Source organism: Phormidesmis priestleyi BC1401 (genome assembly GCF_001650195.1).
GTDB lineage: Bacteria > Cyanobacteriota > Cyanobacteriia > Leptolyngbyales > Leptolyngbyaceae > Phormidesmis_A > Phormidesmis_A priestleyi_B.
On sequence record NZ_LXYR01000043.1, the window covers coordinates 19,057 to 44,577 of the forward strand.

The 25,521-nt window shown below is 51.4% G+C and carries 18 protein-coding genes; 11 read left to right on the plus strand and 7 right to left on the minus strand.

The genetic code is table 11. The annotated features are described in order from the left end of the window. Positions 1-10: 10 nt before the first annotated feature. From A8707_RS19110 to A8707_RS19145, 9 genes are all read left to right on the plus strand, one after another. The gene (locus tag A8707_RS19110) at positions 11-403 is read left to right on the plus strand and encodes a hypothetical protein (protein WP_068818801.1); all 393 of its coding nucleotides are present in this window, start codon (positions 11-13) and stop codon (positions 401-403) included. A gap of 4 nt (positions 404-407) precedes the next feature. After that, positions 408-581 (plus strand): hypothetical protein, encoded by a 174-nt coding sequence (locus A8707_RS28410; RefSeq protein WP_156518728.1) that lies wholly within the window; start codon positions 408-410, stop codon positions 579-581. Between the two features lie 2 nt (positions 582-583). After that, positions 584-1,453 carry a hypothetical protein gene (locus A8707_RS19115; RefSeq protein ID WP_068818802.1) on the plus strand — a complete coding sequence of 290 codons (870 nt, stop codon included), beginning with the start codon at positions 584-586 and terminating at the stop codon, positions 1,451-1,453. 195 nt (positions 1,454-1,648) lie between these two features. Continuing rightward, positions 1,649-3,541, plus strand: coding sequence for a hypothetical protein (locus A8707_RS19120; RefSeq protein WP_068818803.1), 1,893 nt, complete (start codon positions 1,649-1,651; stop codon positions 3,539-3,541). Then, positions 3,541-7,761: a hypothetical protein gene (locus tag A8707_RS19125; RefSeq protein WP_068818804.1), complete on the plus strand. Its 4,221-nt coding sequence runs from the start codon at positions 3,541-3,543 to the stop codon at positions 7,759-7,761. The genes A8707_RS19120 and A8707_RS19125 overlap by 1 nt, the downstream gene beginning before the upstream one ends. A gap of 239 nt (positions 7,762-8,000) precedes the next feature. Further along, complete coding sequence (locus A8707_RS19130; protein ID WP_068818805.1) at positions 8,001-9,377, plus strand: hypothetical protein; 1,377 nt, start codon at positions 8,001-8,003, stop codon at positions 9,375-9,377. Then, the gene (locus tag A8707_RS19135; RefSeq protein ID WP_068818806.1) at positions 9,367-11,337 is read left to right on the plus strand and encodes an ATP-binding protein; all 1,971 of its coding nucleotides are present in this window, start codon (positions 9,367-9,369) and stop codon (positions 11,335-11,337) included. The genes A8707_RS19130 and A8707_RS19135 overlap by 11 nt, the downstream gene beginning before the upstream one ends. 12 nt (positions 11,338-11,349) lie before the next feature. Beyond that, a complete protein-coding gene (locus tag A8707_RS19140; protein ID WP_068818807.1) occupies positions 11,350-12,789 on the plus strand; it encodes an eCIS core domain-containing protein in 1,440 nt (479 codons plus the stop codon). Positions 12,790-12,993: 204 nt separating this feature from the next. Continuing rightward, positions 12,994-15,180, plus strand: a complete 2,187-nt coding sequence (locus A8707_RS19145; protein ID WP_082906434.1) for an eCIS core domain-containing protein — start codon at positions 12,994-12,996, stop codon at positions 15,178-15,180. Positions 15,181-15,410: 230 nt separating this feature from the next. Here the strand turns inward: A8707_RS19145 and A8707_RS19150 are convergent, their stop codons facing one another. Further along, positions 15,411-15,653 carry a hypothetical protein gene (locus tag A8707_RS19150; RefSeq protein ID WP_068818809.1) on the minus strand — a complete coding sequence of 81 codons (243 nt, stop codon included), beginning with the start codon at positions 15,651-15,653 and terminating at the stop codon, positions 15,411-15,413. Positions 15,654-16,282: 629 nt separating this feature from the next. Here A8707_RS19150 and A8707_RS19155 point away from each other — a divergent pair. After that, positions 16,283-16,681, plus strand: a complete 399-nt coding sequence (locus tag A8707_RS19155) for a hypothetical protein (RefSeq protein ID WP_068818810.1) — start codon at positions 16,283-16,285, stop codon at positions 16,679-16,681. 193 nt (positions 16,682-16,874) lie between these two features. Next, positions 16,875-18,146, plus strand: a complete 1,272-nt coding sequence (locus A8707_RS27025) for a glycosyltransferase family 2 protein (RefSeq protein ID WP_074382531.1) — start codon at positions 16,875-16,877, stop codon at positions 18,144-18,146. Here the strand turns inward: A8707_RS27025 and A8707_RS19170 are convergent, their stop codons facing one another. The 6 genes from A8707_RS19170 to A8707_RS29215 all read right to left on the minus strand — a co-directional run. After that, positions 18,147-18,899, minus strand: a complete 753-nt coding sequence (locus A8707_RS19170) for a glycosyltransferase (protein WP_068818813.1) — start codon at positions 18,897-18,899, stop codon at positions 18,147-18,149. Between the two features lie 6 nt (positions 18,900-18,905). Further along, positions 18,906-20,435, minus strand: coding sequence for an HlyD family efflux transporter periplasmic adaptor subunit (locus A8707_RS19175; RefSeq protein ID WP_074382532.1), 1,530 nt, complete (start codon positions 20,433-20,435; stop codon positions 18,906-18,908). A gap of 4 nt (positions 20,436-20,439) precedes the next feature. Next, positions 20,440-23,397: a peptidase domain-containing ABC transporter gene (locus A8707_RS19180; RefSeq protein WP_068818814.1), complete on the minus strand. Its 2,958-nt coding sequence runs from the start codon at positions 23,395-23,397 to the stop codon at positions 20,440-20,442. Next, positions 23,394-24,128, minus strand: a complete 735-nt coding sequence (locus A8707_RS19185) for a peptidylprolyl isomerase (RefSeq protein ID WP_231948147.1) — start codon at positions 24,126-24,128, stop codon at positions 23,394-23,396. Before A8707_RS19185 ends, A8707_RS19180 begins: the two co-directional genes overlap by 4 nt. A gap of 517 nt (positions 24,129-24,645) precedes the next feature. Next, positions 24,646-24,897, minus strand: coding sequence for a hypothetical protein (locus A8707_RS19190; protein WP_068818815.1), 252 nt, complete (start codon positions 24,895-24,897; stop codon positions 24,646-24,648). Between the two features lie 76 nt (positions 24,898-24,973). Further along, positions 24,974-25,521 (minus strand): chromosome partitioning protein ParA (locus A8707_RS29215; protein ID WP_068818816.1); only part of this gene is annotated, 548 nt, incomplete at its 5' end.

Genomic DNA, 25,521 nt, shown 5'->3' on the forward strand with positions numbered 1-25,521 from the left:
GGAGACTCTCATGGCAGAAGCAGAACTCAAACTTAATGTCCCCGTCGAAACCACCGATTCCGTTTTAGTGGTCAAAGTCGATCCCGCTGCTCCCTTATCCAATGGGGTTCATCGATTTCAGCTTGTGGTCGTCGATGATTCTGGCAATGAGTCAGATCCCGCGATCGTAGAAGTCATCGTTCGCGACACCCAAAGACCCACCGCCGTGATTGATGCTCCTCCAAACACCGAAACGGGGCAGAGCTTCAAACTCAGCGGCGAACGATCGAGCGATGTCGCTCCCGGCAAAGTCGTTAAATATATCTGGACGATGGTGCCCATTATCGAAAGACCGCCGATCCGCCCTGTACCGCCCTTCAATCCGCCGACTATTCCTGTGCCAATTCGTCCTCCGATTCAGTAGTCCTATGCCAACCTTTGAGCCGCAAAAACCGATCGTCACCGCTACCCCGATCGTGGTGGTCGATGCCGGACTCGCACCGGGTCGCTATCGCTTTCAACTCGTGGTCGAAGATGACACCGGAAACCAAAGCCAACCGACTGAGCAAATTGTCGTGATCAATCCCTCTAGGATTCGATAGTTATGAATACTTTTAGAACCACCGATCCCTTAGCGGCTGCGCCTCTCTCGCCCGATCGAGTCTATTATGCGACGGGCATCTCGCTTGACGCAGAAGACTTTTTGGCAGAGCAACTCTATCACCGCAGCCGATTGGCGCGCGCTCTGTTTTATCTACATGGCAGCGGCACTGCCGCCGGGTTGCGCGTCGATTGGAACAAATCTCTCAAGCCGGGAGACGATCCCAAGTTTCCCCAAGGGCGTGACGAAGAAATTGTCGTGCAGCCCGGACTGGCGATCGACCGTCTTGGACGATTGATTGAGCTACCGCGATCGGCGTGCATTCGCGTCGATCGCTGGTATCAGTCACAGATTGCCGATGAGTTAACGAAAGGGTTTCATCTCGATCGGGGTGGCGTTGTCGTGGATGTGTTTGTGCGGTTCGTCTCGTGTGAGCGTGGCAAAACTCCAGCATTCGCGGCTGGGGCATTTGATGCGTTAGATGCGGTGGCTCCCTCGCGGTTGCGAGACAGTTATGAATTAACGATCGTCATTCGTCAAGAAACCAGTGCTAATCTCGATCAACATTTGCCTCAAAACTCTTGGGGCGATTTTGGCACCGTCGAGCGTAAAGCTGCTCTACAAACTGCGATTCTCAATGCGTGGCACGAAGGCTCTGATCAGTGGGACAAAACAGGACTCAAACCCCTGGCAGAACACGCGATTGGTCAAGATCCCACCGCTCTTTTTCTAGCCCGTCTCGTGTTGCCTGCGGCGGCGGCTCTCCCCGGAAAACCCCCCGTGCGGATCGCAGATACCCCGATCGTGACAGACAATTCTCAGCGATCGTTTGTCTACGCGGCTGGGGCGATCGCTCGTTGGCTAGAGCTATGAATCTTATTGTTGCTAAATCGCAGGTTGAATTGACGAACTCGCCCTCACCCTAGCCCTCTCCCCTAAGGAGAGGGGACAAGAGTTTTAGCCCTCTCCTTCCCCAGGAAAATCGGACTCTGGCTCCCTCTCCCCAGGGAGAGGGCTGGGGTGAGGGTTCATTTCTAAAGGACAGCGCCCCTATACCCCTTACGTCTTATGTTTACTCAAGGTTCTTCTCGCTCTCGTGTTGACGCTGCCGAACTCGCTGCCATGACTCAGGCAGGAACAGTGATTCTCGACGGTCGACGATCTCGCCCGTTTTATTTTGATGGTCGGTTTCTAACCGCGAAAGATCTAACCCGCGATCAAAATTACTTTCTGACGCGACAGACTGACCTAGCGCGGGCAAGTGGATTTGGCATCGTGCAGGGTCTATTAGTCAAGCATCCGCCAAACAACGCTGCCAGTACGATTTATATCGAAGCAGGGCACGGAGTCACCCCCGGCGGCGAACTGGTCGTGTTGCCTCAATCACGCACGGTTAACCTGGTAGACATTCCTGAAATTCAGCGATTAGATGCGGCGTTTGGGCTGGCTCCAGTGCCTCGCGAGTCGGCTCGAAATGCGTCGGGTTTGTTTATCATTGCGCTGCGATCGGTGGAATACACCGCGAACCCGATCGCGTCTTATCCAACCTCGCTGACGGCTCCTCGATCGGTGAACGATGGCGACATTATTGAGGCAGTTGCCATTACGCTGATTCCTTATGCTGACAGCGGCAGTGGCGGATTAGAGGCGCGACGATCGCGGGTGGCACGAGACATTTTTGTGGAAGGGTCGATGCGGGGCTTGCCTGCCAATGCGTTGCCTCTGGCAATGGTGGGCTTAAATCGGGGCGTGGTTGAGTGGATTGATCCCTACTTAGTGCGGCGAGAAGTCGGTGCCGAGCAAAAAAGTTTGTTGAGCTTTGGGGCGACTCCTCGCGGACTGCGAGAAGCCTATGTGCAGCAATATGATCAGCAGTTGCAAGAAGTATTGCAATCGCGCAATCAGAGCAATCAGGGACAGCGATTTAGCGCCACCGATTATTTTGCGGCATTGCCTCCGACGGGTCAGATGCCCAGCGCCACGATCGACCCCACGAATTTTACGCAAATTTATTTTCCGTCCACGGTGGATGTCAGTCTCTCGCTGGTGCCGTCCGATGAGTTGGCGGCACTGGTCGAAGAGAGTTTGCTGTTGCCCCCGATCGATTTGACAATGACCAATGAGGCACTCGACTCGATCGGCGTTTTGGTGCTGATGCCCGTCAATCGGCAACAGTTTCAGCAATTGCAGGGCACTCTAAGGAGTTTGACGCGATCGCTGCCTGCGGTGGCTCCGGGACTGGTGGCAAAACGCACGCCGCTTTTGTCGTTGCAGCAGATTCGGTTGCCTCGATTCCCCATCCCGATCGTCAATCCTCAAGATTTAGTCGATGCAGAATGGCGAAAAGCACTAGCGAGTTCGGATTTGCTCTGGTTTGTTCGCAGGCGCAATTTGTCTTATCAAGCGACCAATGTTGGATTTAATGTTCGCATCGTGACCAACGAAGTGATTACAGAACAAAATCTAATCACAACGCTAAATCAAGCGGGATTACTCAATCGAGTCAATACCATTAGAAACACAGCAACCGCAGCGGCGAATGCAGATGTAACATCGCTATTGAGTTCACCGAAGCTGACAACTTCTAAGCTGCTTTTAAGCGGTGCGATCAAAGAATTAGAAGCCGCAAAAACACCTGTGGAATTGGGAGGGGAACCGTCTTCTGAAAAACTCGATCAAGCATCAGTGCTACAAGTCTCTAATCGATTTGGCGATCCTAAACTTGGAGAAGGAATTCTGCGATTAGAGGCGGCGAATTCTCAGCTAAAAGACGACGCGATAGCGGATACAGTCGCTCAATCTGGCACTATCCCAGAACTCGATCGATTAGCCAGCCAACTGTCAGAAACGGAACTACAAGCGTTTTCATCTCAGCTAACCGATGTTGCCAGAACCAATCCGAGCGGCGTTGGTAATCTGATTAAAACGACGTTAACCAACCGATTGGGAGGGCTACGATAATGGACGTGAATGCCATCAAAAAATCGCTCAACGGTGAGCATATTGTCGATGTCTCTCCGCCGATGCAGCCCGATGCTAACTTAGGCTGGCAACGTCGTCTTAATTTATATTCCGGTCGGGCACTCAGCGATCGAGCGTTGATCACTGAGCAACAAGGACGATCTGGCATTCTAGCCACGCGGGGACAATTGCTCTCTCCGGGTGTGATCACAGGTCTAGAAGTCGATTTAGAGAAACCGGATTCGGCTCATTATCAGATTGCGGCGGGGACTGGCATCACGGCAACAGGCGAAGATATCTTGATTCCGAGAACGCTGAGAGTTGCAGTACAGGATGTTCGCGTCTATGCGTCGGCTGCGATTTTAGATAGCCCAACGCCAATACCAATACCAACGTCAGCGCCAACCGGAATCTTAACATCGCGAAAATTAGGAAAAACGCTAGGGAAACTCATCGCAAATGGCATTGCTGCCACCCTTCCACGAGTCGGAATCTTAGTTCTTCAGCCGATCGTGGCAGAGTTAGTTGGGCGCAATGATCCGAGAGATTCGTGTGAGACAGATCCGCAAAATGATGCCTTTGAAGATTGGCAAATCGTAGATGGTTGCCGTCTGGTGCTGTATCTCTGGGCTTCTGAGTGGCTGGCGTTACCCGAATCGGGCGATCTCACTCAGCCCAGTGCATTAGGACGGTGGCGAAATCGGTTAGCTTACACCATTTTTAGCGCTGAGAAAGCTAACACGCCCGATCAACTTCTGCCGTGGGAACAAATCGGAGTCCCGATCGCACTAATCGGATTTGATACCGATTGGAAGCCTTTATTTAGCGATCGCTATTCGGTCGTCCGCGCTGGAGGATTGCCAAAACGTCGCCATCCACTCGTGGCAAATGCGGGAAGTCCGTTTTTGTGGCAGGCGCGAGTCCAGCAGTTTGCCGAACAGCTATCAGAGCTTGACCTAACAACGGTTTCGATCTCGCAAGTAGCCGATCAGTTTCTCTATTTACCACCTGTCGGAGTGTTGCCGACTTCCGCGATCGAGCTACGGACTAACTCCGGTTTAGGTCAAAATCACTTCTTCCCTAGTTCTTACAAAATTCAGGCGGCTCCCGTTCCCCTAGAACAGTTGGACATTGTTTTAGAATCGGGCGCGTCTCTCGTGCCGTTTGATGTGTCAAAACCCGATCAGGTACAGATCTTAGCCCCGGTTCCGCAAGCCTGGTATGAGCCTGACTTACTCAAAACAGAAGCGGTCGATGCAGAATTTCAGCGCACGATCGAGCAGTTTGTGATTCGGCGATCGCAGTGGCTCAATCGTCGCTCCATTGTGCGATCGCGCAATACGCTACTCGTCCAAGCCATGACCGGAACTGCTCCAGACTATCCCGACCCAGACCCCGATCGGTTTGAAGACGAACTCACACAACCCCCCACTCCCTTTACTAGCACTCGTGCCCATCAATCGAACTTAGCGACTGGATTACATCAACATTTTTTTGATGGCGCAACTGAGGGATTATCGATCTCGATTGGCGATCGCTTAACAACTTACGTCTATCTCGATCCCGACCATCCGCCCCGCGAAATCATGATGCAATGGAACGTCGGCGGAAGCTGGGAGCATCGCGCTTATTGGGGCGAAAACCTACTTAATTTTGGGAATCCCAACACTGCCAGCCGTCAGTTTATAGGGGCACTCCCAGCGACCGCATCTTGGGTCAGGTTAGAAGTCCCTGCCAGCCTGGTAGGGTTAGAAAACACCACTGTTAACGGAATCTCTTTTACACTCTATGACGGTCGCGCCGCATGGGGACACACAGGCAAATCGGCGGCGGGTGCATTGCCAGCCAATGACACGATTTGGGTCGGTGACACCTTGCCAGTCGGGGCAACCCCTCACACCAACAGCGATTCTTGGACGTGGATTCAAGGGGCTGAATTGCTTACGCCCTTTGAAGAAGACTTTGCGACAACCGTTGAGAATACTGTTCGAGGAGTTGCGCCCCTACGAACCTTGAGCAATCAACTCACCGCGCAACTCCCCGCAGAGGCAAGCCAACTTTCGACGATCGGGCTAGAGCGCTTTATTACGCTACTCGAAACCAAAGTGAAGCAAGCGAACGATCGGATTGATTTTCATTTTTTGCGAGTACAAACCGATATCTATCGGATTCGTCAGTTTGTGTTGGGGACTGATCAAGCGGCTCGATTGGCAACGTCGCCAGCCCTAGCCGCGATCGCAGAAGGGGGTCAAAGTGCCCGCGTTACTCAAGAACAGCTAAACACTTTCTTTACTCGCGCTAAGTCTACAGCAACAGTCCCAGCGGGTCGAACCCCTCCAAGCTTTACCATTTTGGCAGCAGAAACCGCCCAATTTGCAGCGGCTCCCCGCAAAGCAGTGTTGGTCGAATCGTTGTTAACTCAAACGGCTTTCACTAACTTCAGTGATGTCAGATTCTCAAAATCTTCCGCCTTTGAACTCAAACAAACCCAAGATACTCGAAATCGCCTCGACATCATTCAAGAGCAAACGTCAGACAAAACGCTATTGGCTTCTAAACAGCTTTACCAGCCCAGCGCAGATGATGTATTGGAACAATCGCCCCTCATTGGTGCCGTTAGTCGTACCGTCACCGTTGCCGAACGGCTCCAGGCTTCTGCCTCAGTCGAAGCGAGAATCTTTACCCTGTCGAGTCGGGCAGACACGATCGAGAGTCTTGCCAATCTAGGCATCGATTTTGGTGAAGTCAGCATTCCGGGTACGACTGCCAAATTTAAAGACGTAAATGCAGCACTGCTCAACCAAATTCGGTTAGGCGATACGCTGACCAGCACCGATGAATCAGCACAGTTTTCTGATGGGGTAAAAGTGCTGGATAACACCGTTGCGGCGCTGCGATTGGCAGAAGGACGAGTGCAAGATTATCGAAGTGCGATCGCGGCTTGTCAAACGGTTCTCACTCAGCTTCGGGGCGTAGTGAGTCAAATCAATCAACGCCTTGCCACGATCGGGATCTCTCTCGCCGAAGCCCGATACGATGTTTCGGTAGCGCGTGCCCTCCTTGCCGAAGAACAACTGCGAATTGATGGCATCAATCAGCGTCGCGATGTCATTTTGCAGCAGCACGTCACGTTTTTGGTGTTTCACCGTCCACGATTTACGCCAGTGATGCTGGATGCGCCGACACGTCTGCTTGATCCTGGCATTACGTCGTCACCGATTCCTGTTTGTTTTAATCGTCAGATTGCGATGCCTCTAGAGTTGCGATCGATGATTGAGGCGCTGCGAGAAGCTCCGGTTAAGTGGTTCACTCACATTCCGCGTTTGATCGATCGCTTCGATCGGTTTGAGACGATGTTCACGGCGCTCCAAAGTGCCAAGCAGCGTGCAATTCGGTCTTTCCCATATGACACTGTGAGCTTCGCTTCAGCCACTCAAGTCGGACAACGCATTCAGCAGACGGTCATGACTCAGCACACGGTTGTAGCAGAAGCGCGATCGCAGGTTGCACAACTCAATCTCAGCCTCTATTCAGGACTAACCTGGACGCAACTTCGAGATCAATCAACGGCTGTTTTGTCTCTAGGAGATTTGATCGATGGCGGGCACGGGCGCAGTGATGTCTCTCAGCAAGCTGCAAAAGAACTCGATCAAATTGCTCATGTTGCTGCCTGTTTGTATGCCAATTTTGGTGAAGTGTTGCCCGTGATTCGCCTAGAGTGGGCGGAGCGTCTTAGCCAATACGATACGCCTGTCAATCTGCGAAATCTAGCGAGTTTGCCGCGCTGGGGTGAAATTGCCCTTTTAGAGCGACGAGAAACTCAAACGATGGTGGATTGGCTCTATCAACAAATCGACGCGCTACAGCCCGATGCGGTGACGCTAATTAGCGATTTGGTACGAGTCTGCATTCTGTTAGCAAGCCATGCGCCCGTGAATCAGATTATTTCGGGTCGTCTGAGCAAGCCTACGATCGTCAATCCAGGAAGTCGGATCGAACTCGCGATCGACACTGCAACGGTGCGCGTTGGAATGCAAGTGCTGCTTTATTCATCGCTCAATCTCGTGGTTGCTCAAGGCGTAGTCGAAGATTTGGCATCAGGCAAAGCGTCGGCGCGAATTGTTCAGGCTTACGAGCCGAATGTGCAGTTAGCGGCAGATGCCCGTGTGCAGTTTGCCGAACCGAGTGCTTTCAATCAAACTCTGATTCTACGATCGTGAAGGTTCAAAGTCTCCCAGAATCTACCGTGTACACAGAAATTGTCGATCGCTTCGTTTCAGTCGGCTTCTGCCCCCTAAATCCCCCAAATTTGGGGGACTTTGAAATCGAAAGCCTTAGCTCAAAGTCTCCCAGAGGGGGGGGATTTAGGGGGCGAAGAGAACTGGAACGTAGTCAGAAAGACTTGTATGTACGAGCAAAAAACCTCATCGAATTTACGTCAACAACACTATTCACCGCCATGAAACGCCATGTTCACACTGTCCGTCTTCGATCGCACGATGAAGCCCTCATTCATCGGGGTGCTGTGCTATTAGAAGATGCGTTGCACACCGCATCGTTTCCCGAAAGTGGGCGGCTGTTGTTGGTGCGATCGCTCAATGTTGGCAAGATTCACAGCCAGCAAAGTTCGGCAACTCTGGCACTTGTGATAGAGCAACGATTCGCGCAGATTGGCATGATGGCAGTTCATGCGGAAGATCCGACAGCGGATAGCGCGATCGCGGTTTATTTTCGAGATCAAATTGAACCTTATTTGTGTCTAGCTGTGAGATTGGCAAATCATCTCAGCGCAGATGAATGGTTTTGGCGGTTAGCGGTTGTTAACTGGCAGCCTAATTTGTCCAGAGAAGAAGGGTTACGTCGGGTGCTTTATGGAGTTGCTCAAACTGCGATCGGAGTTTCTGCGATCGTGTCTCTCATGCAGGAATTATTTATTCAGAATGCAATCACTCCGATGCTTTCATCGCTTACCTGGCAGGATGGAGCAGCTTTGTTACGTGCCTGTGGATGGATAAAATCAGATTCATCGATCGAGTTAAAAAATCCGCTATCAATAGCATTTCTATCAAAACCTTGGATTAATTTACTTCAGGATTGGATTGAAGCTTGGGGAATTGAAGATTCTCGATCGCTTTGGTTCACCGCAATTGTACTCATTGTAGGACAGCCTGGATTTATCTTAGATGAACAGTTAATCGTGAGATCGCGGCAGATAATTCAACAAATTAGCAATTCAGAAAAGCTATTTCAGTCTGATCAATCAATAATTCTAGAGCGTTCCATTGCGATTTCAGAAGATTCTCGCTCAGTGTTGAACGAATCACTATCATCTACAAATACTTCACAACGACAAGATTCTTATTCGTATTTAGAGAGTCCTCAATTTAGTGCGTTTTCAGGTTTATTTTTCCTATTACCATTGATGATTCACTTAAAAATCGAATCCTTTTTAGAATCCAATCCTGCTCTAATCAAATTCAATTTACCGAGAAGGTTATTAAATACGATCGCACAACGGTTAAAAATTCCTAAAGATGATCCCGTTCGGGCTGCGCTTATTGAACATTCAAATGATGGTTCAGACTCTGATTTACTCCGCTCTTGGCTAACCTCAATGCGCCGCTGGTGCCGTCTCAATGCTGAAATGGGACTACACAATTTAGTCGCTAGATCGGGGCAAGTTTCCATCACGCCGACTCATATTGATGTTTGGTTTGAGCCTCAGCAAGCTGACATTCGGATTCGTCGCGTCGGGCTAGACCTCGATCCGGGCTGGGTGCCCTGGTTTGGTCGAGTCGTCGCGTTTCACTACACAGGAGCCGGGTATGGAAATTAAGAACTCGGTCGATCGCCCGATCGTTACCCTTCAGACCGTTGCATTTTCCGCGATCGCTGCCACGCTCGACCACGAACTTCTCGTTAATCCAGCTTCTTCTGAACTACAGCACCTCCGCCACTATCAAGCGATCGCTACGGTCGATCAACCGCATTGGGTTGATGCCCTCAAAACCTACCTTCGTCATCCTGCCGCCTGCGATTATTCACTGCTGAAATTAGCAAAATCACTATCATTAAGTCTGATTGAAGTATTAGCTATCTCATTATCATTAGCGATTGAACAAGACCCGATCGCAGGTCGCATTTTAGCGTATCTACAAGCACCCCTTGGCAGTTCACGTCCGACGTTAGGATTACTCTCTTCAGCATTCTCGCCGTTGTCAGGCAGCGTTTCTATCATCGACCGCTTGATGATTGGTAATGCGATCGCTAGCGGATTACTGCAACTGCTCAACGAATCAGCACCGCTCCCAGAACAATCGATTAAAGTACCTTTGCACATGGGTTTAGCCCTGCGGGGACACGATCGCTCACTTCCCGACTTAACGATCGGGTTAGATGATTACGCCGTTCCGTTAGCAACTTCGACCCTGACCGAAGCAAAACGCTGGGCAACCAGTTTTCAGCTAGGAACTCAGCGAGTTTTAGTCTTACGCACCGGATCGCAGATTGAAGGAAAATCAGTCGCAGCCGCGATCGCAACCGCACTTCAGCGCCGTCCGTTATTTGTTGCCACAGATCAAACCGTTAATCTCGCTCCGTGGCTATTGCTCCGGCATCTGATCCCAGTCTTTTGCTATGATCTCGCCCCTGGAGAACGCAAGGTTTTACCCGCGTTGCCGTTTTATTCAGAGCCGATTCTCGTCGTCTGCGGCATTGATGGCAACATCGAAGCCACCGCCGAAACCGTGCTGAACTGGGTCGTCCCCGTCCCCGATGTCGAAGAGCGACAGCAGCTTTGGCAACTTGCGATCGGCAACGAAACTCTCTCAGCAGAGTTAGCCCAGCAGCATCGGCACAGCAGCGGACGCATTGCCCAACTCGGTCGATTGACCCAACACCACCAGCATCTTCAACAACACGACCACCCCACCCGACAACACGTCACCGCTGCCGCGTGGGCCAGCGAAGGAGTCGGACTCGGTGCCCTAGCTCAACCGCTCACCGATGCTATTCCTGACGAGGCGCTGGTGATGACTCCGGCTCTGCGCGACGAACTCCAGATGCTATTTTTGCGCTGTCGCCATCGCGATCGCCTTGTTACCGGACTCGGACTCTCTGCCACCGTGCGCTACCATCCCGGTGTGCGATCGCTGTTTGTCGGCGCATCGGGCACAGGCAAAACTCTGGCAGCAGGTTGGTTAGCCACAAAGCTAGGAATGCCGCTCTATCGAGTCGATCTGGCCTCCATTACCAGCAAATATATCGGCGAAACCGAGAAGAATTTGTCGCAGCTACTCTCACGAGCCGAACAAGCTGAGGTCGTCTTGTTGTTTGATGAAGCCGATTCGCTGTTTGGCAAACGTACCGATGTTCAACAAGCGAACGATCGCTTCGCCAATGCTCAAACCAACTATCTGCTTCAGCGCATCGAGTCCTTTGATGGCATTACTCTCCTCACCTGCAACAGCCGCAGCCGCTTTGATTCTGCCTTTTCTCGCCGCTTGGATATGATCATTGAGTTCCCACTCCCCCAAGCCGAAGAACGGCGATCGCTGTGGCAGTCCCACTTGGGCAATCATCACCTGACGCAATCTCAACTCAATCAGCTTGCCGCAACCGTCGATCTGAGCGGCGGCAACATTCGCAATGCAGTGTTGGCAGCCGCAGTGATTGCTCAGAGTCAAACCCGCCCCATTACCTTCACAGACGTGGTGCGAGGAGTTGACAGCGAATATCGCAAACTAGGCCGACAACTCCCCGCAGAATTAATCAGCGATCGCGCCAGCACTCTCTAACCTAAAACCCCTATGGAATTTACCCCTACTCAAAAGCCCGAATCCGTTCAAACCCGTCAGCCGATACCCGACACTCAAATCGATTCGCCCCAGAGCGAGGCTGGAGCAGCCGTTGGGATACCGCTTTATTTGCAGCGGAGCATCTCTGTCCAACCCAAGCTAGCGGTAGGCGAATCGGGAGATGTGTATGAACAAGAAGCCGATCGGGTTGCCCAGCAAATCATGAGAATGCCGAAAGCAGAGGCATCGCTAACCGCTCAACGAGAAGTCCTATCCAAAGCAGTGCAAACTAATCCGTTCACAGAGTCGATCGCGCTTTCCATTCAGCGAAATTCAACCCAGAGCAGTTCACAGGTCAGTGAAGCAACCGAATCTCGCTTGAACCAAAGTAAGGGCGGTGGAAGTCCGTTGTCGGATGAGGTGCGATCGTTCATGGAACCTCGCTTTGGCGCTGACTTCAGTCAGGTGCGGGTGCATACAGGCATCGAATCTGTTCAGATGAACTGGGACTTAAGTGCTCAAGCCTTCACCCACCAGCAGAATGTTTACTTTGGTGCCGGAAAAGCTCCTGCCAAAGATGAATTAACTGCCCATGAGTTAACTCATGTAGTTCAGCAAACAGGCACCATCCAACGTCAGGGAACAGCAAGTTCTCCGCACACGATTGAAGCATCTACGGGGTCAGTGAGTTGGATTGATCCCGCGTCACCTGCTGGTTCAGGGCGATTAGGGATACCAGATCCGGCCCCACCTGCAACTATTAGTGAAAGCTTTATTACAGGAAGTTCTGGGTTTCGCTTTTCCAATTATCTACACGGATATCTGACGACCAATGACTCGGCAACAATAGCTACTGCTGGTCTCTATAGCAATAGTGGTATTTACGCAAGTCCTAGCCAATTTGGGCTTGCGTCTGCAAGATTCCCCACCATTAGCAATAGAACAGATATTACTAGAGGCGGTATCCAGGGAGTTCAGTTTAATCAATTAGTCGGCGCACGTACAATCTCTGCGGGCGTTGCTGCGGGTGTGGTGGGCGCTGGAGTCGGAATTGGAGCAGGTGCCTTTTTGGGTGCGAAAGGAGGTGCTCTGATTGGCTCCCTTGGTGGCCCAATCGGGGCGGGGGTAGGTGCTCTGATTGGAGCCGGAATCGGTGCTGGAGTGGGATACTTCTCTGGAACTGCTGTGGCAAACACTATTCCTCAAACAAACTTTCCCCCTATCTGGACAGAAGCACAGCTAACAATTATGGCAGACGGTACGAGCAGCTTTCGCCTGGTACGGCACAGCCTCTTCCCCAGCAACAGTTTCTATGGCAAGCCGAGTAGTGCAAGCACTCTCGCTCTCACAGGCAGCTATAGTGCCCTGGCAAGTCAGGAAACAGCGTGGCAAAGCAGTGGTTGGGGAAGCGGTAACCCTTGGCAGATGGATAGACCAACGTTCACCCCCTAGCAAGTCTTATTTAACGTCAGTTCGACACAAGTGATTAGCTACGATTGTGAATCCGGGAAGCCCCCTAAATCCCCCAAAACTGGGGGACTTTGAGCCGAGACTTCCGATTCAAAGTCCCCCAGAATGGGGGATTTAGGGGGCTGAAGCCGCTCAAAACAAAGCGAAAAAACTCGTCGAACTGACGTTTACTTAAACAGGAGACCCATGAAAACAGTTCTTTCTAAGGCGCATCAATCCCACTCCAAAGGTCAGCACCCACCCATGTCTACCAGCCCCTGTAAAGAGTCTGTAGAGCACGAAACAGGAGCGGCGGTTGGGATGCCGCTATATTTGCAGCGATCGAGCAGTTCTCAACCCGTGCAGCGAGAAGACAGCTTGCCCCCAGTTCCTAATTTTCAGCTTACGACTCCTGCCCTACTGCAACCGCCCGACCCAGCCTCACGATATGGTCTGGGTTTGAACTATCATCTCGATCTAGACCCGTCATTGCCCATCCAACAAGCCACTGCTCAGATCTTAGATCCCGCTATTCTCAAGCTCCAACTGACCCAGGTTACGCTGGTAGACACTCTCCCAACGTTCGTTCTTAAGCAGCCCGATGCCGAGAAAAAGTCTGCTGGGGCACCTTCAGAGCAGCCAACAACTCCTCGATCGGCAACGGCAGGCGATCTGCTCAAAGCGGTTGTGGTTGAGCTTGATCCCACCCTGACGACTTTGAAAACGCGGGTGAGCGATCGCGCCGAGTCGGACTGGCGCAGACTCAATCGAGGCGAAAAAGTTGGGGTAATCAGCGCGTTTACGGTGATTGGAGCCGGGGCACTTGCAGGAATTGTGTCAGACCCCGAAGCGCGACGACTCTCGCTCGGTCTACTCGACGGAAAAGTGCTGCCAGTGCCCAAAGTTGACTGGCTAAATCTGGAGATCAATACCAAGGGCAGCCATTTAATGCTGGGGTTGCATATCGATGTGGGGCAACTGTTGCCGTCATTTTTAGGCTTTCGCGCCTCGTCACCCAGCGCGATCGGAGGAGTGCCACAACCCGCATCAGTTCCGAGTCAGCGCACCCTTCAGCGCACCGCAAATCATGCAGATGAGAGTCCTAACGGCTCGATCGGGCAACGCATCCAAGCAGCATCCGGGGGAGGAAATCCCTTAGACGCAGGCATTCAGCAGCATTTAGAACAAAACTTAGGATCTGACCTATCGGGTGTGCAGATTCATACGAATCAGGAAGCCGATCGCTTATCTCGCTCTGTCAATGCGATCGCATTTACCACAGGTCAAGATATTTTCTTTAGTACGGGTAGCTATAATCCTCGATCGTCAGAAGGTCAACAGTTGATCGCCCATGAAGTTGTCCATACTGTCCAGCAAGCTAGCGGAGCCGTCGCAGGTGCTCCAACCGCAGATGGGGTTTCGATTAGCGACCCTGCTGACTCATTTGAACAAGAAGCCGATCGCGTGGCTCAACAAGTGATGGCGACTCACCCCAATTTAACAAGCCAACCGTCAACTCCAGTAGTGCAATCAAACGCATTATTACCCCACATCTACAGAAAACCAGTCACTTTGTTTCAACAGCGCACCGAAAAGGATTGGTATGCAGTCAGTATGAATAATTGGGGAGCAGATATCGGAAAACTATCAACCACTGAGAACACATTTGTGAAAGCTGCAATCTTTAATACTCAAAACAATAATCCTGAAGAGTATGAGACGATCGCCGAAAGAAGTGCTTACTATGATGTGATCGATGCGTTAGCAGCAGAAGGGATTTTGCCCAAAAAAGTCAGATTTTTTGGGGCTGCTGCCAAAGTCACCAATCGCAACAGTGTCGGCAGCATTGAAGGGTTAGTGGGCTGGAGTCTACATTCTAAAGAAGCACTCCAAGTTCTCAAAGACGTGAACAAAATCCTATTTAACTCAAACATTCAAATAATCAATCGCTTAATGAGTCGAGGCAAGCCAACCGATCCTAAAAATCCTGTCTCAACCGATACCCTTTCACCCATGCAGTTTGACCTCAACATGGTGGATGTAGAACAGGGAATTGTCGAAACTTACCTGAAGGGAAAAACAGCGGGGTTATCTGACGAAGCGATTAAAGATATTAATGATGATCTCAATTTCAAAGGCTTGATTAGAACGTTTGGAGAATATACAATCGCAAGCCCGCAACCCCTCACTTGGGCAAAAGCAGCGTTAGGCAAAGACACTTTAGACTTTATGCAAAAAGCAGACCGAGTTGCGATCGGCAAAGCCCTCGTCTTCTCACTACACGCCAACACCCTTGACGAATACAAGACCTATATAACAACCAACGCTACGCCAGTCGATCACTTAAAAGATGATTATCGCAACGCATTCTCAATGGGAATTGACCCTAAATAGCGCGAGTTTTAGATTGTTACAGCCTCAACTAACTGTAGCGACCCGCAATCATAAATCATCAAACCCGCAATCATCGCGATTTTGAACCCACATTAACTGCAACTATCCGGTCGCTCAAACCCGCATTAACTGCAACTGAACTCAGATTAATTGCAACCCACCCACAATCATCCATTCCGACCCACATTAACTGCAACTATAAATTGAGGTGCCCAAATTCAATCACAGAGCTAGATTGGCAACCCAGCCATTAACATCTGGTCGGTTAACTCCTTCGTCCGCGCCGGATCGAGTTGACCCCGAAATAGTAGCTTTATCTCCGCTGGTTTTGCATGGAACTGGTCTGCCAAGCCCCGCAGATCGTAACCGTGTCGCGTCAACTTTGGTTCCAACTCATCCATTTGTTTCGACAGTACTGACTCCACAATCGCCCCAGTCACAGGCTTTTCTCCAGCTTGATAAGCTGCCTCCATTGCCAGGATCAAATGCTGTTGAATTTGGGGTCTGAGGTGCAGTGGAACGGAAAACCGGGTTAAGTGGTCAATTTACATAGCCAAATAGGATGTAGCCTATTAACATCGGCAGTTTTGCTTTTGGCTAGGACTGGTAGGATGGGTTCGTTAGGGTATACCCATTCTGACCAGCGCTCCTAAGAGATTGCTCGCTTTTGACCTGAAGTCATTGAAGCAAATCTGTCACGAGAAGCGATAAGTCTTGAAAGCCTTGTAGGGATGAACTTTCAAGGCTGTGTTTGGGCGCGAACATTAGCACGCCAGATTGTCCATTTTCATTTGGCTATTCAAATTGTCCTCTTAACCCGGTTTTCCGTTCCACTGCACCTCAGACCCCAATAACAACGAACTAAAGCAGGCAGACTATAGCCCCACGACACGGACGGATGAGAATTACACCTACGATGCCAATGGCAATCGCACCAACACGGGCTATGTCACTGGGGCAAACAACCAACTCTCCTCCGATGGCAAGTACTCGTATACCTATGATGATGAGGGTAATCTCAAAACGCGCACGGAAGGCTCTGCCGAGGTCACACAACGCTCCAGTCTATGGGTAGAAAATACCTCTTCGCAAAGAAACCGCTATGTCTACCTCACCAATTCAAGAAAAAGTTAAAAATTCACTAGCACAGGCATTCCCAGACATTGGGTTTACCAAAACTTGGCAAGGTTCACTTAAAAACCATTGGGTTATCTACGGAGATCAGACACTTTACGCAGTTGAGTTTTGGCAATTACAGGAGCGAGAAAACGCTTGGTCCGTTCATGTTGCATACGGAAAGCTTGAAGATGGCGATCGCTTCTGGACATCTGCTAATTTAGCGAGTCGTGGTGATTCCACTAAAGAAAATACCTGGTTTCCGCCTCTAGTTTGGGGAAACGGTCTTCCAGAGAGTGAGTGGATGGAATCTACACCTGAAAGCCAAAAGATGTGGGCAAGCATGATTAAAGTGACACTCTCTAGCATCGAGACGGCTTTCTGACGCTGCTTTCGGTGGCACATCCCGCTTGATGTCATCTCAGTCGAAACCTTCCCTTTAAAGAAACCGCACCTTTAAAAATGCAATTGCAAATTGAGGTAGGTGGGAGCGTCTGATGAGTGTGATGGATATGAATGCTAAGACACTGGCGATGAACTGCTTAACTGTATCGCTTTAATTTCTCTGGTAATTTCAGATGGCTAGAAATTTATCAACGGCGGTTTCAATCATCATTCCCTGTCGTGACGCAACTTTCTCTCTCTGCCATTGCCTTGAAAGCTGCTTCCAGCAAACCTATAACAACCTCAAAATCCTCCTCATCGATAACAACTCCACAGACAACTCTGTAACCGTCGCACAAAGCTTTGTTCCCCAATCTCCCTTCCCCTTCAAAATTCTGCACTGTTCCCAGACAGGCGCGAATCATGCCCGGAACCTCGGCTTCACTCACGCTCAAGGCGAGTTCATTCAATGGCTGGATGCTGATGACACCCTTGCCCCAGACAAAATCGCTCGTCAAGTTGCGGCTCTAGAAGCCCACCCCACTTACGACATCGCTTACAGCAACTGGACTTGGCAATTCCATCACGATCGCCAGTCCAGTACCCGACTTCACTTCACCAGCCAGCAACACGACGACTTTTTACTCCAGACCCTCATTGACAATTGGCACCCGCCCCACAGCTACTTGTTACGCCGCGCTGCCGCCGAAACCCTTCACGCTCTCCAAGTCTGGAACCCCAACACGCCCGTCTGTATGGATCGCGAATACCTGACGATCGCTGCCCTCTCTGGCTTCCGTTTCCTCTACGTTCCTCACACCTCCGTCACGTACCATCGCTGGTCGGATCAGCAAATTACCCAATCAACTCCCTACTTGACTCGCGCCCAAACCCTCAACACTCTCTGGCAACGCTTTCAGCAATTCGCTCAGTCGCAACCCAACATTCAGCCCCATCACTGGCAACTGCTGCAACAATCGCAAGACCTCTGGCAACTGCCTCCCATTCAGATCACTCAGCAGGAAAATCAGTACTTCCTGAATCATCCAACTCACCCAGATCCCATTTCCCTCAGCTATTCAGAAGCCATGATTCTGACTGCGATGCAGAAAACATCAGGCAGTTATCGCTTAGAAGATCATACTCGTCTGATTCTGCGCTACCTTTGGAAAACTCTGCTGCGTCGTCACAGTTTAGATCCTAGTGCCCTTACTCAAGCTCTCTCGTCGCTAATCGGGCTACCTGAGATACCTCCCGTCGCAGCCCTGATCGCAACCCTAGGCATTCCCCTCACCCCTCACCTCAGCCTCTCCGCCTACTTAGAACGAGAGAACCCTCTTGCCCAAATCTCTCCAGCCGACCTGATTGATGCGGTGCCCCTCTTTGCGCCCGTCTTCTCTATCCATCGATGGGCAATCCTGCAAACCTTGGAACGCTTCCGCACTCAGAACATCTTGATTTCGTAATTACACCCGTCGCAGCACAAACTGACTAACCACTCGCAGGTCGATCGCATAGCTTTCCTCCAACCCCCGCCGTTTCAGCGCCGCAACACTCGCTCGATACGACCACCGAATCTGCTCCAGTTGGTCATTGGTCATATTCCCCCCGTGCTGCCGGTAGCAATAGAGCGGTTTTGGCACCTGCTGAATTTCTGTGACCTCCGACAACCGTAAACACAAGTCATAGTCCTCCGCCCGATCGTAGCTGGAATCAAGCCCGCCAATCTGCTCATACACGGAGCGCCGCAGCAACCGAAAGTGAAACGTCATAAAGCTCACCAACAGTTGATCTGAGCTATAGGGAATCTGGCTGCGAACTCCTAAACCCTGATCAACGCCTTCCTCATTGATCACCCGATACTGGGTGTAAACCATGCCCACCGATGGCGCTGCGTCTAGTGCTGAGATTGTCTCTTGCAAAGCCGTCGGCTCCAACAAATCGTCACTATCGACCCAACCCAGATAAGCGCCTGTCGTCGTAGAGATCGCTGCCCTGAGTGCAGAAGCAAACCCCCGATGATCTGCCGCAACCACCCGAATGCGGGCATCTTGCTCAGCGTACTGTTGGGAGATCGCCACCGAGTGATCGGTAGATCCATCATCCCAAATCAGCAGTTCAAAGTCTGAGTAGGTCTGTGCCAAAATGCTCTCGATCGTCTTAGCCAGGAACTGCTGCCGATTGTAGGCCGTCACAATCAGTGAAACAGATGCGTTCATAAAACCCTATCGAACAAAGGTTAAGCTCTCGCTGGTGCGCGTAAACTGGTCGGTAAAGATACTCATCACCGTTCGTTTCCGAATTTTGATATTGGCGCTCAATGACATTCCCGATTGCAGCGTCACTAAATGACCATTCACTTGGATGGACTGCCGCTCTAGCCGAATTTTGGCGGGGAACGTGTAGTCAGGCTGGATCTGTGTTGGGGGCAACGCATCCGAACCAATCCAAATTAGAGTTCCCTTCACATCCCCGAACTCACTGAAAGGAAACGAGTCAATCCTCACATCTACAGGCATTCCCGCTTTAATAAAGCCAATATCGCGATTGGTCACGGACACCTTCGCAACCAGAGAGTCATTCGGCACAATTTTCAGCACCGGCTCAGTTGAAGTCGCCACAAACCCAGGTGTACCGGCTTTCAACTCAAACACGGTTCCTGCCACCGGAGCGCGAAGTTCTCCATACTTCAACGTCTGCTGTGCCTGACTGATTTGACTGTCGATCTCCGCCAGCTTTTTATTGTTCTCGACGATCGCCTTCGTCAACTGCGTGTCAATCTCAGCAATCTTTTGATGGTTATCCGAAAGTTGTTTGGTAAGGTCTTTGCGATCGACTGCCAATGTATTCTGCCCCTTAGTTTGAGATCCCGCGATCGCCAACTGAAGTCGCATCAACTCCTGTTGCAGTTGCGCCACCTCGGATTGATTCGCCTCCACCTCTTGCTGTTGTTTGAGGAGCTGAATCTGAGAAATTGCTCCGGTCTCCGCCAGTGGCTGAACGTTGCCAAGGATTTTCTGATTAATTGCCAGCGTGTTCTTGGCAGTGACCAGCTTCACCTGTGCTTGACTGAGTTGACGATCGAACTGCGCTGCTTCTAGCCGCGTTGCCGTGGTGCGGGTTGCCAACTCAGTTTGATTCGACTGCAACCGCTCTCGTTGTGTTGCGGTCAGATTTTCCGACGTTGAGCCATCCAGTTGTGCTCGGAACAGTTGATTCTCTGCAACCAGCGACGCTCGGCTTTTGGTCAAGCTCAGAAACTGCGGGGCAATCTGCATCGATAGGCTTGACCCCGATGCTCCGGTCATCTGTGCCTGATAGAATTCGTTTTCCTGCACCAGTGCTGAGCGAACTTTCTTCAAGGACTCCAACTGCGCTTGTGAAGTCGTGGGGTCGAGCGTTAACAACAACTCGCCCGCTTGCACCCGCTGACCATCTTTGACATTCACGGCTTTGACCACGCCATTCACCGGAACCTGCACATCTTTAACCGCTCCCTGCGGTTCTAACTTCCCCTGAGCCGGAATGACCTCTTCAATCTTGGCAAAACACGCCCAGAGTACTCCCAACGTGGTGACGCTGATCAGCGTCCAGATGATCGCCCGCGACCAGAGATGAGACTGCTGCACCACCAGGGGGTGACTGAACTGAGGCTGTTTGGGTGAACGCCTTTTCGGTGCGGGAGCTGCGGGTTCTGAAGGCGGGCGTTTGCCATTTCCGTTCCTTGACCCATTGGGTTCGTTTGTGGTGGTCATGTTGCTACTCCTGTGCTTCTTGTTGTTTACAGAGGCAGTAATACAACCCCTTCAGTGCCATCAACTCTTCATGGGTTCCCTGTTCCGCGATCGTCCCTTGATCCATCATCAGAATGCGGTCTGCGCTGCGAATCGTTGTCAGCCGATGGGTGATGAAAAACACGGTGCGTCCGCGAAAAGTGGTCATCAGGTTTTGACACACCTGCCGCTCACTGTGCAGATCCAACGCACTCGTCGCTTCATCGAGAATCAACAGGTTGGGGTTTTGCAGCACGGTGCGGGCGATCGCAATCCGTTGGCGCTGTCCCTCCGACAGCGAAGCCCCCCGTTCTCCCACTCGGCTGTTGTAGCCCTGGGGCAGATTCATGATGAAGTCATGAGCAAAAGCAATTCTTGCGGCTTCGACCACTTCTTCTGGGGTGGCATCGGGGTTGGTGAGGGCGATGTTCTCCTGCACCGTGCCATCGAACAGCATCGTGTCTTGCAGCACCATGCCAATCTGCTGTCGGAGTGAGTAGAGTTCTACTTTGTGAATGTCGTAACCATCAATCAGAATGCGTCCAGATTCTAGATCGTAGAGACGCGGCAGCACTTTGGTCAACGTACTTTTTCCGGCTCCGCTCTGCCCGACTACGCCGACAAATATCCCTATGGGCACCTCAAAATTGACGTGGTTGAGCTGTAGGGGAGATTGCTGATTGAATCGGAAGCAGACATCTTCGTATTTGATCGTGCCCTCAATTTCAGGCATGGGAATGTTTTTACGATCGTCCGCCTCGGTTTCTTGGGGGGTGTCGAGAATGTCGCTTAATCGCTCTAGGGATAAGGCGGTTTCCTGGAAGTTCTGCCACAGTTGAATCAGACGTAGCAGAGGACTGGTGGTGTAGCCTGCAATGATCCGAAAGGCGATCAGTTGTCCCAAAGTTAGTTTGCCTTGCAGCACCAGGGATGCCCCAACCCACAGCAGCAACAGACTCGAAAGCTGGTTGAGAAAACTGCTCATCGACCCAGCCGTGGTCGAAGTTAGAACCGTCTTGAACCCAGCGCTGACATAGCGAGCATAGCGTTCCTGCCATTGCCACCGCGCTCTGAGTTCAATGTTCTGCGCTTTGACAGTTTGAATCCCCGACATCACTTCGACCAGGTAGAACTGCGTTTCTGCATTGCGTTCTGCCTTGGTGCGAGTCTGTTGCCGAATGATCGGCGCAACGGTCAGCGTGAGGAGGGCAAATAAAGGGACGGTTGCCAGGGCGACGAAGGTAAGCAAGAGGCTGTACCACACCATCACCACAATGTAGATAACTGAGAAGACGGCATCTAATACCACTGTCAGCGCCGTACCCGTAAGGAATTGCCGAATGTTTTCCAGTTCATTGACGCGAGTGGAGAGTTCTCCGACTGGGCGCTTCTCAAAGTAGCGGAGCGGTAGCCTCAGCAGGTGGTCGATCACCTCAGACCCCAATGCCATGTCGATCCGATTCGTGGTCTCCACAAACAGCGTGGTTCGCAGTCCCGTGAGCAGTGCTTCAAAAACTGCCATGACCACCAGCAGGGTGCCAAAGACGTTCAGGGTGTCTGCCCCGTTCTGCACCAGCACTTTGTCGATGATCACCTGGGTGATCAACGGGTTCGCCAGCGTGAAAAGCTGCACGAAAAAGGAGGCAATCAGAACTTCGATTAAGACTCTGCGGTGCCGAATCACCGACGGTAGAAACCAGTGCAGCCCAAACTTTTTCTGAGGGGTCTCTTTGGTGGGTTGCAGTAGCAGAACCTCGCCTTCTTCGCCCCAAGCTTCAATGAAGTCCGCAGGTTTGCGCCGTTGAATTCCTTGTTCAGGAACTGCCAGCACCAGTTCTTTTTCACTGGCTTTGTAGAGCAGGGCAAAGCTTCCCTGCCAGGGCAACATCACCGGGGTTTGCAGCCGACTCACGGCTTCTGCGGGCACAGTTGCCAGTTGGGCGGTTAGTCCCATGAGTTCAGCGACCGCCCCACAGAACCCTAGGGACAGGGTTCCGGCTCGCTGGTTTTGATTCACTAATGCCCGTTTCATCACGTCTCGACGAAACGGCATGTTCCAGTGTTGACTGAGCATTTGAAAGCAGGCAAGAGAGCCGTCGATCGGCCCTCGCCCATGCACATGAGGATATTTGCTCTTGAAGCTGGAGGGATCGTCGGCTTCGTCGAGGGGGATCGGGCGTTGAGGGGCGTAAGGAGTCAGGTCGTCGGTTGAGCTAGTCACCGATTCCTCGTCCAAGGACGCATTGAGCAGCAGCAGGGGGAGGTGCCCAATGCCGATTAGTCGGGCAGAAGGACTTTCGATTTGTAGAACGGTTTGAGCGTCGCTTGAATCAATGCGATCGCCGATCGTGAAGTTCGTCGTGCCGCCACTGAGCAACCACAGGAGGTTGGGTTCAAGCTGGCTCAACGGAATTTTCCCTTTGGGCAAGGTCAGCACGGTGACTTTACTCACGAGCTTCTGTGCCAAGAGCGTGAGGTCGATTTCTCCGATAGCTCGTCGCTGCACTTCGAGCGCTAGCAAATCGTAGAGTTCGACGATCCCAGCCTGCTGCTGAAACGCGGCGGCAAAGTCGGGTTCTTGCTGCAAGAGCGCCCGGAATTCACGAGTTGAGAGGGTGAGGCAAACCGATTCCACGGAGGCGATCACGGTCTCACAGGCAACGCCGCGCACCAGTCCTGCCCACCCAATTAGGGCACCGGGCTGAAGCCGCTCTAAGGTGTCGGGCAGCGTGGATTGGGGGGAATATCCGAGGAGGCGAGCTTGTCCTTCATAGAGTATAGCGACTTGGGAAGGGAGCGTTTCTCGGACGACGATCGCTTGTCCCATGCGATAGCGCAGTCGCTTCATCTGAGCGGCAACGGATTCTAAAACATTTGGGGGAAGCCGATCAAACGGGGGAGTGACTGCTAGAAAGTTGTAAGGGGAGGTGGTGGTAGAGGTCATGCAGCGGCAAGCAACGGGGATTGAGAAGGCACGGGTTGGGGCTGAGATGACTGGTCACTGAGCCAAGCATCAAACAATTCGTCGAGGAGCTTCTGGCGCGTGGGGTCATCGAGTTGTGCTGGGATGCGGTTCTCTAGCCGCAAGATCACGTACCAGTCTCCTAATTGAGTGGGGGGCAGCAGTTGACCGGGTTGGCTGTGAATCAGCTTGTCGGCGATGCCAGGGTGCGGTTGACTGACGGGCACCGGACCGATTACTCCATTTGTTTCGGCTTCGGGTCCCTGGGAATATTTGCAGGCGAGTTCTGCGAAGGATTGCTCCCCAGCTTTGATGCGAAAGTAGAGTTCTTGGGCAATTTCCGGGTCGGGGGTGCGAATCAGGGAGTAAATCAGTTGGTCGAGTTGCAGCTTCCGAGTGAGAAAGAGGGACTCCAGTTTGCCGCCCCAGGTTTGCTGCTTGAATTTCTCAATCCGCAAGGGACGGATGGCAAGCACTTTCAGTTGAGCCAGAGTCATTCCGGTCTGAGTCAGCCAGGCTTGCTGGGCTAAGGCTTCGGTCAATTGGTGGGCTTGATAAAATTGCTCAAGGGCGTGTTCCGTTTCCTCATCGCTACAGTTGACGCTCTCAATCGCCTGGTCAATGAGCAGTTCGCGAATCAGCGGAGTCAGCAGTTGATACTGCATCAGCAGCGGCACGAGTTCAGTCGCCGCAATGGTACGGCTGGCTGCCAACTTGGAGGACTGGTGTCATGGCAGAGAAGGCGATGGTGGGGAATTAGGCTCTAGTGCAGAGTGCCCATCCTGAGCGTGAGAATCCCAAAACTGAACTGAAAGCTGAAAACTTCTTTGGGATAATACTCGAATGTCCCAAGGTTGAATGCCAGTGACGCAATTACTTGGTAGATTTATCAATTCTGTCTTTAGAGGTCAGCAGATGGAGTTCGATTCCCTTGAAATCACGCTGAGTTCTGCACTGATTTTGAGACAACCTGTCTCAATCTGAGATAAGCACTAAAGTTTGCCAGTTCAGGTTGATCACGATCGTTATCAACCGTGATCAGATTCTAGATTGACTAATTAAGTTAATCTCATTGGTAGTGTTCTAGACGTGTTGTAAAGTTCTGTAGAAAGTCTACTGGACCAATTATCTAGTTCATCCAACAACATCTCTGAAACACTACCAGTTAATCTCATTTAGAGACTTAAATAACATCAAAGTGATATCACTGAAGGAGCGGTTTGGTGTTGGTTACTTAGCTATCTCACGCTCCAATTTCTCGTAGATCGCCTCTAAAATCCACTGGTGACGACTAGGAGCAGGACGACGGCTTTTAACCGCCTCATCCACTCGTTTCAGAAGCTCGATAGGCAACCGCATTTTTAGACCTTTTATCTCCTCTTCGCCAGATTCTTCTGAGGGCTGAGGGGATGCCACTTGAGGCACTGATCCACCTTCTTGAATAAATTCATCAACATTTGCTGGCTTCCGTCTAACAACCATCTGACCTCACATTGATTTCTCTAAAGACTCTAAACAATCTCGAATTACCATCTAAATAATTCCATCATGACATCACTTAGGCATCAAAAAGAAGCTTATAGAGTTTTTTGACCTCAGCGATCGCTTTCGAGTCTGATGGCTTAAATTCGGTCACTGCCAGTCCATTAGACGCTGCTGATCGGAAGGCTTTTCGGCTTCCTAATGGAGCATCAATGAATTCTAGACCGGGTGTGTCTTTGGCAATTGCTGCGGCATCCGAATTATCTGAACCTTTTGCATCTGCACGGTTAATGATGCAGAGGGCTTTCAGATTCTCATTGAAAGCGCGGGCTTCCTCGACTAACTTGCCAACACTCTCTAATGTCCAGACATCAAAAGAGCCAGGAAGAAAGGGAATCACATAAACATTCGCCATCGAGAGAGCTGCTCTCTGTCCTGCTGTATCTCGACCTCCCACATCAATCACCACATCGTCGTATTTTTTTGCCATCCGCAAAACTTCAGATCTGACTGCCGCTCCATAAAGCTTGATGGAGGTGTAGCCAGCTCCCTGCTCTATTAAGGTTTCGTTACGAACCGCCGTGAAGTCTGAAGCCGTGCCTTGATCATCAGCATCGACGAGCC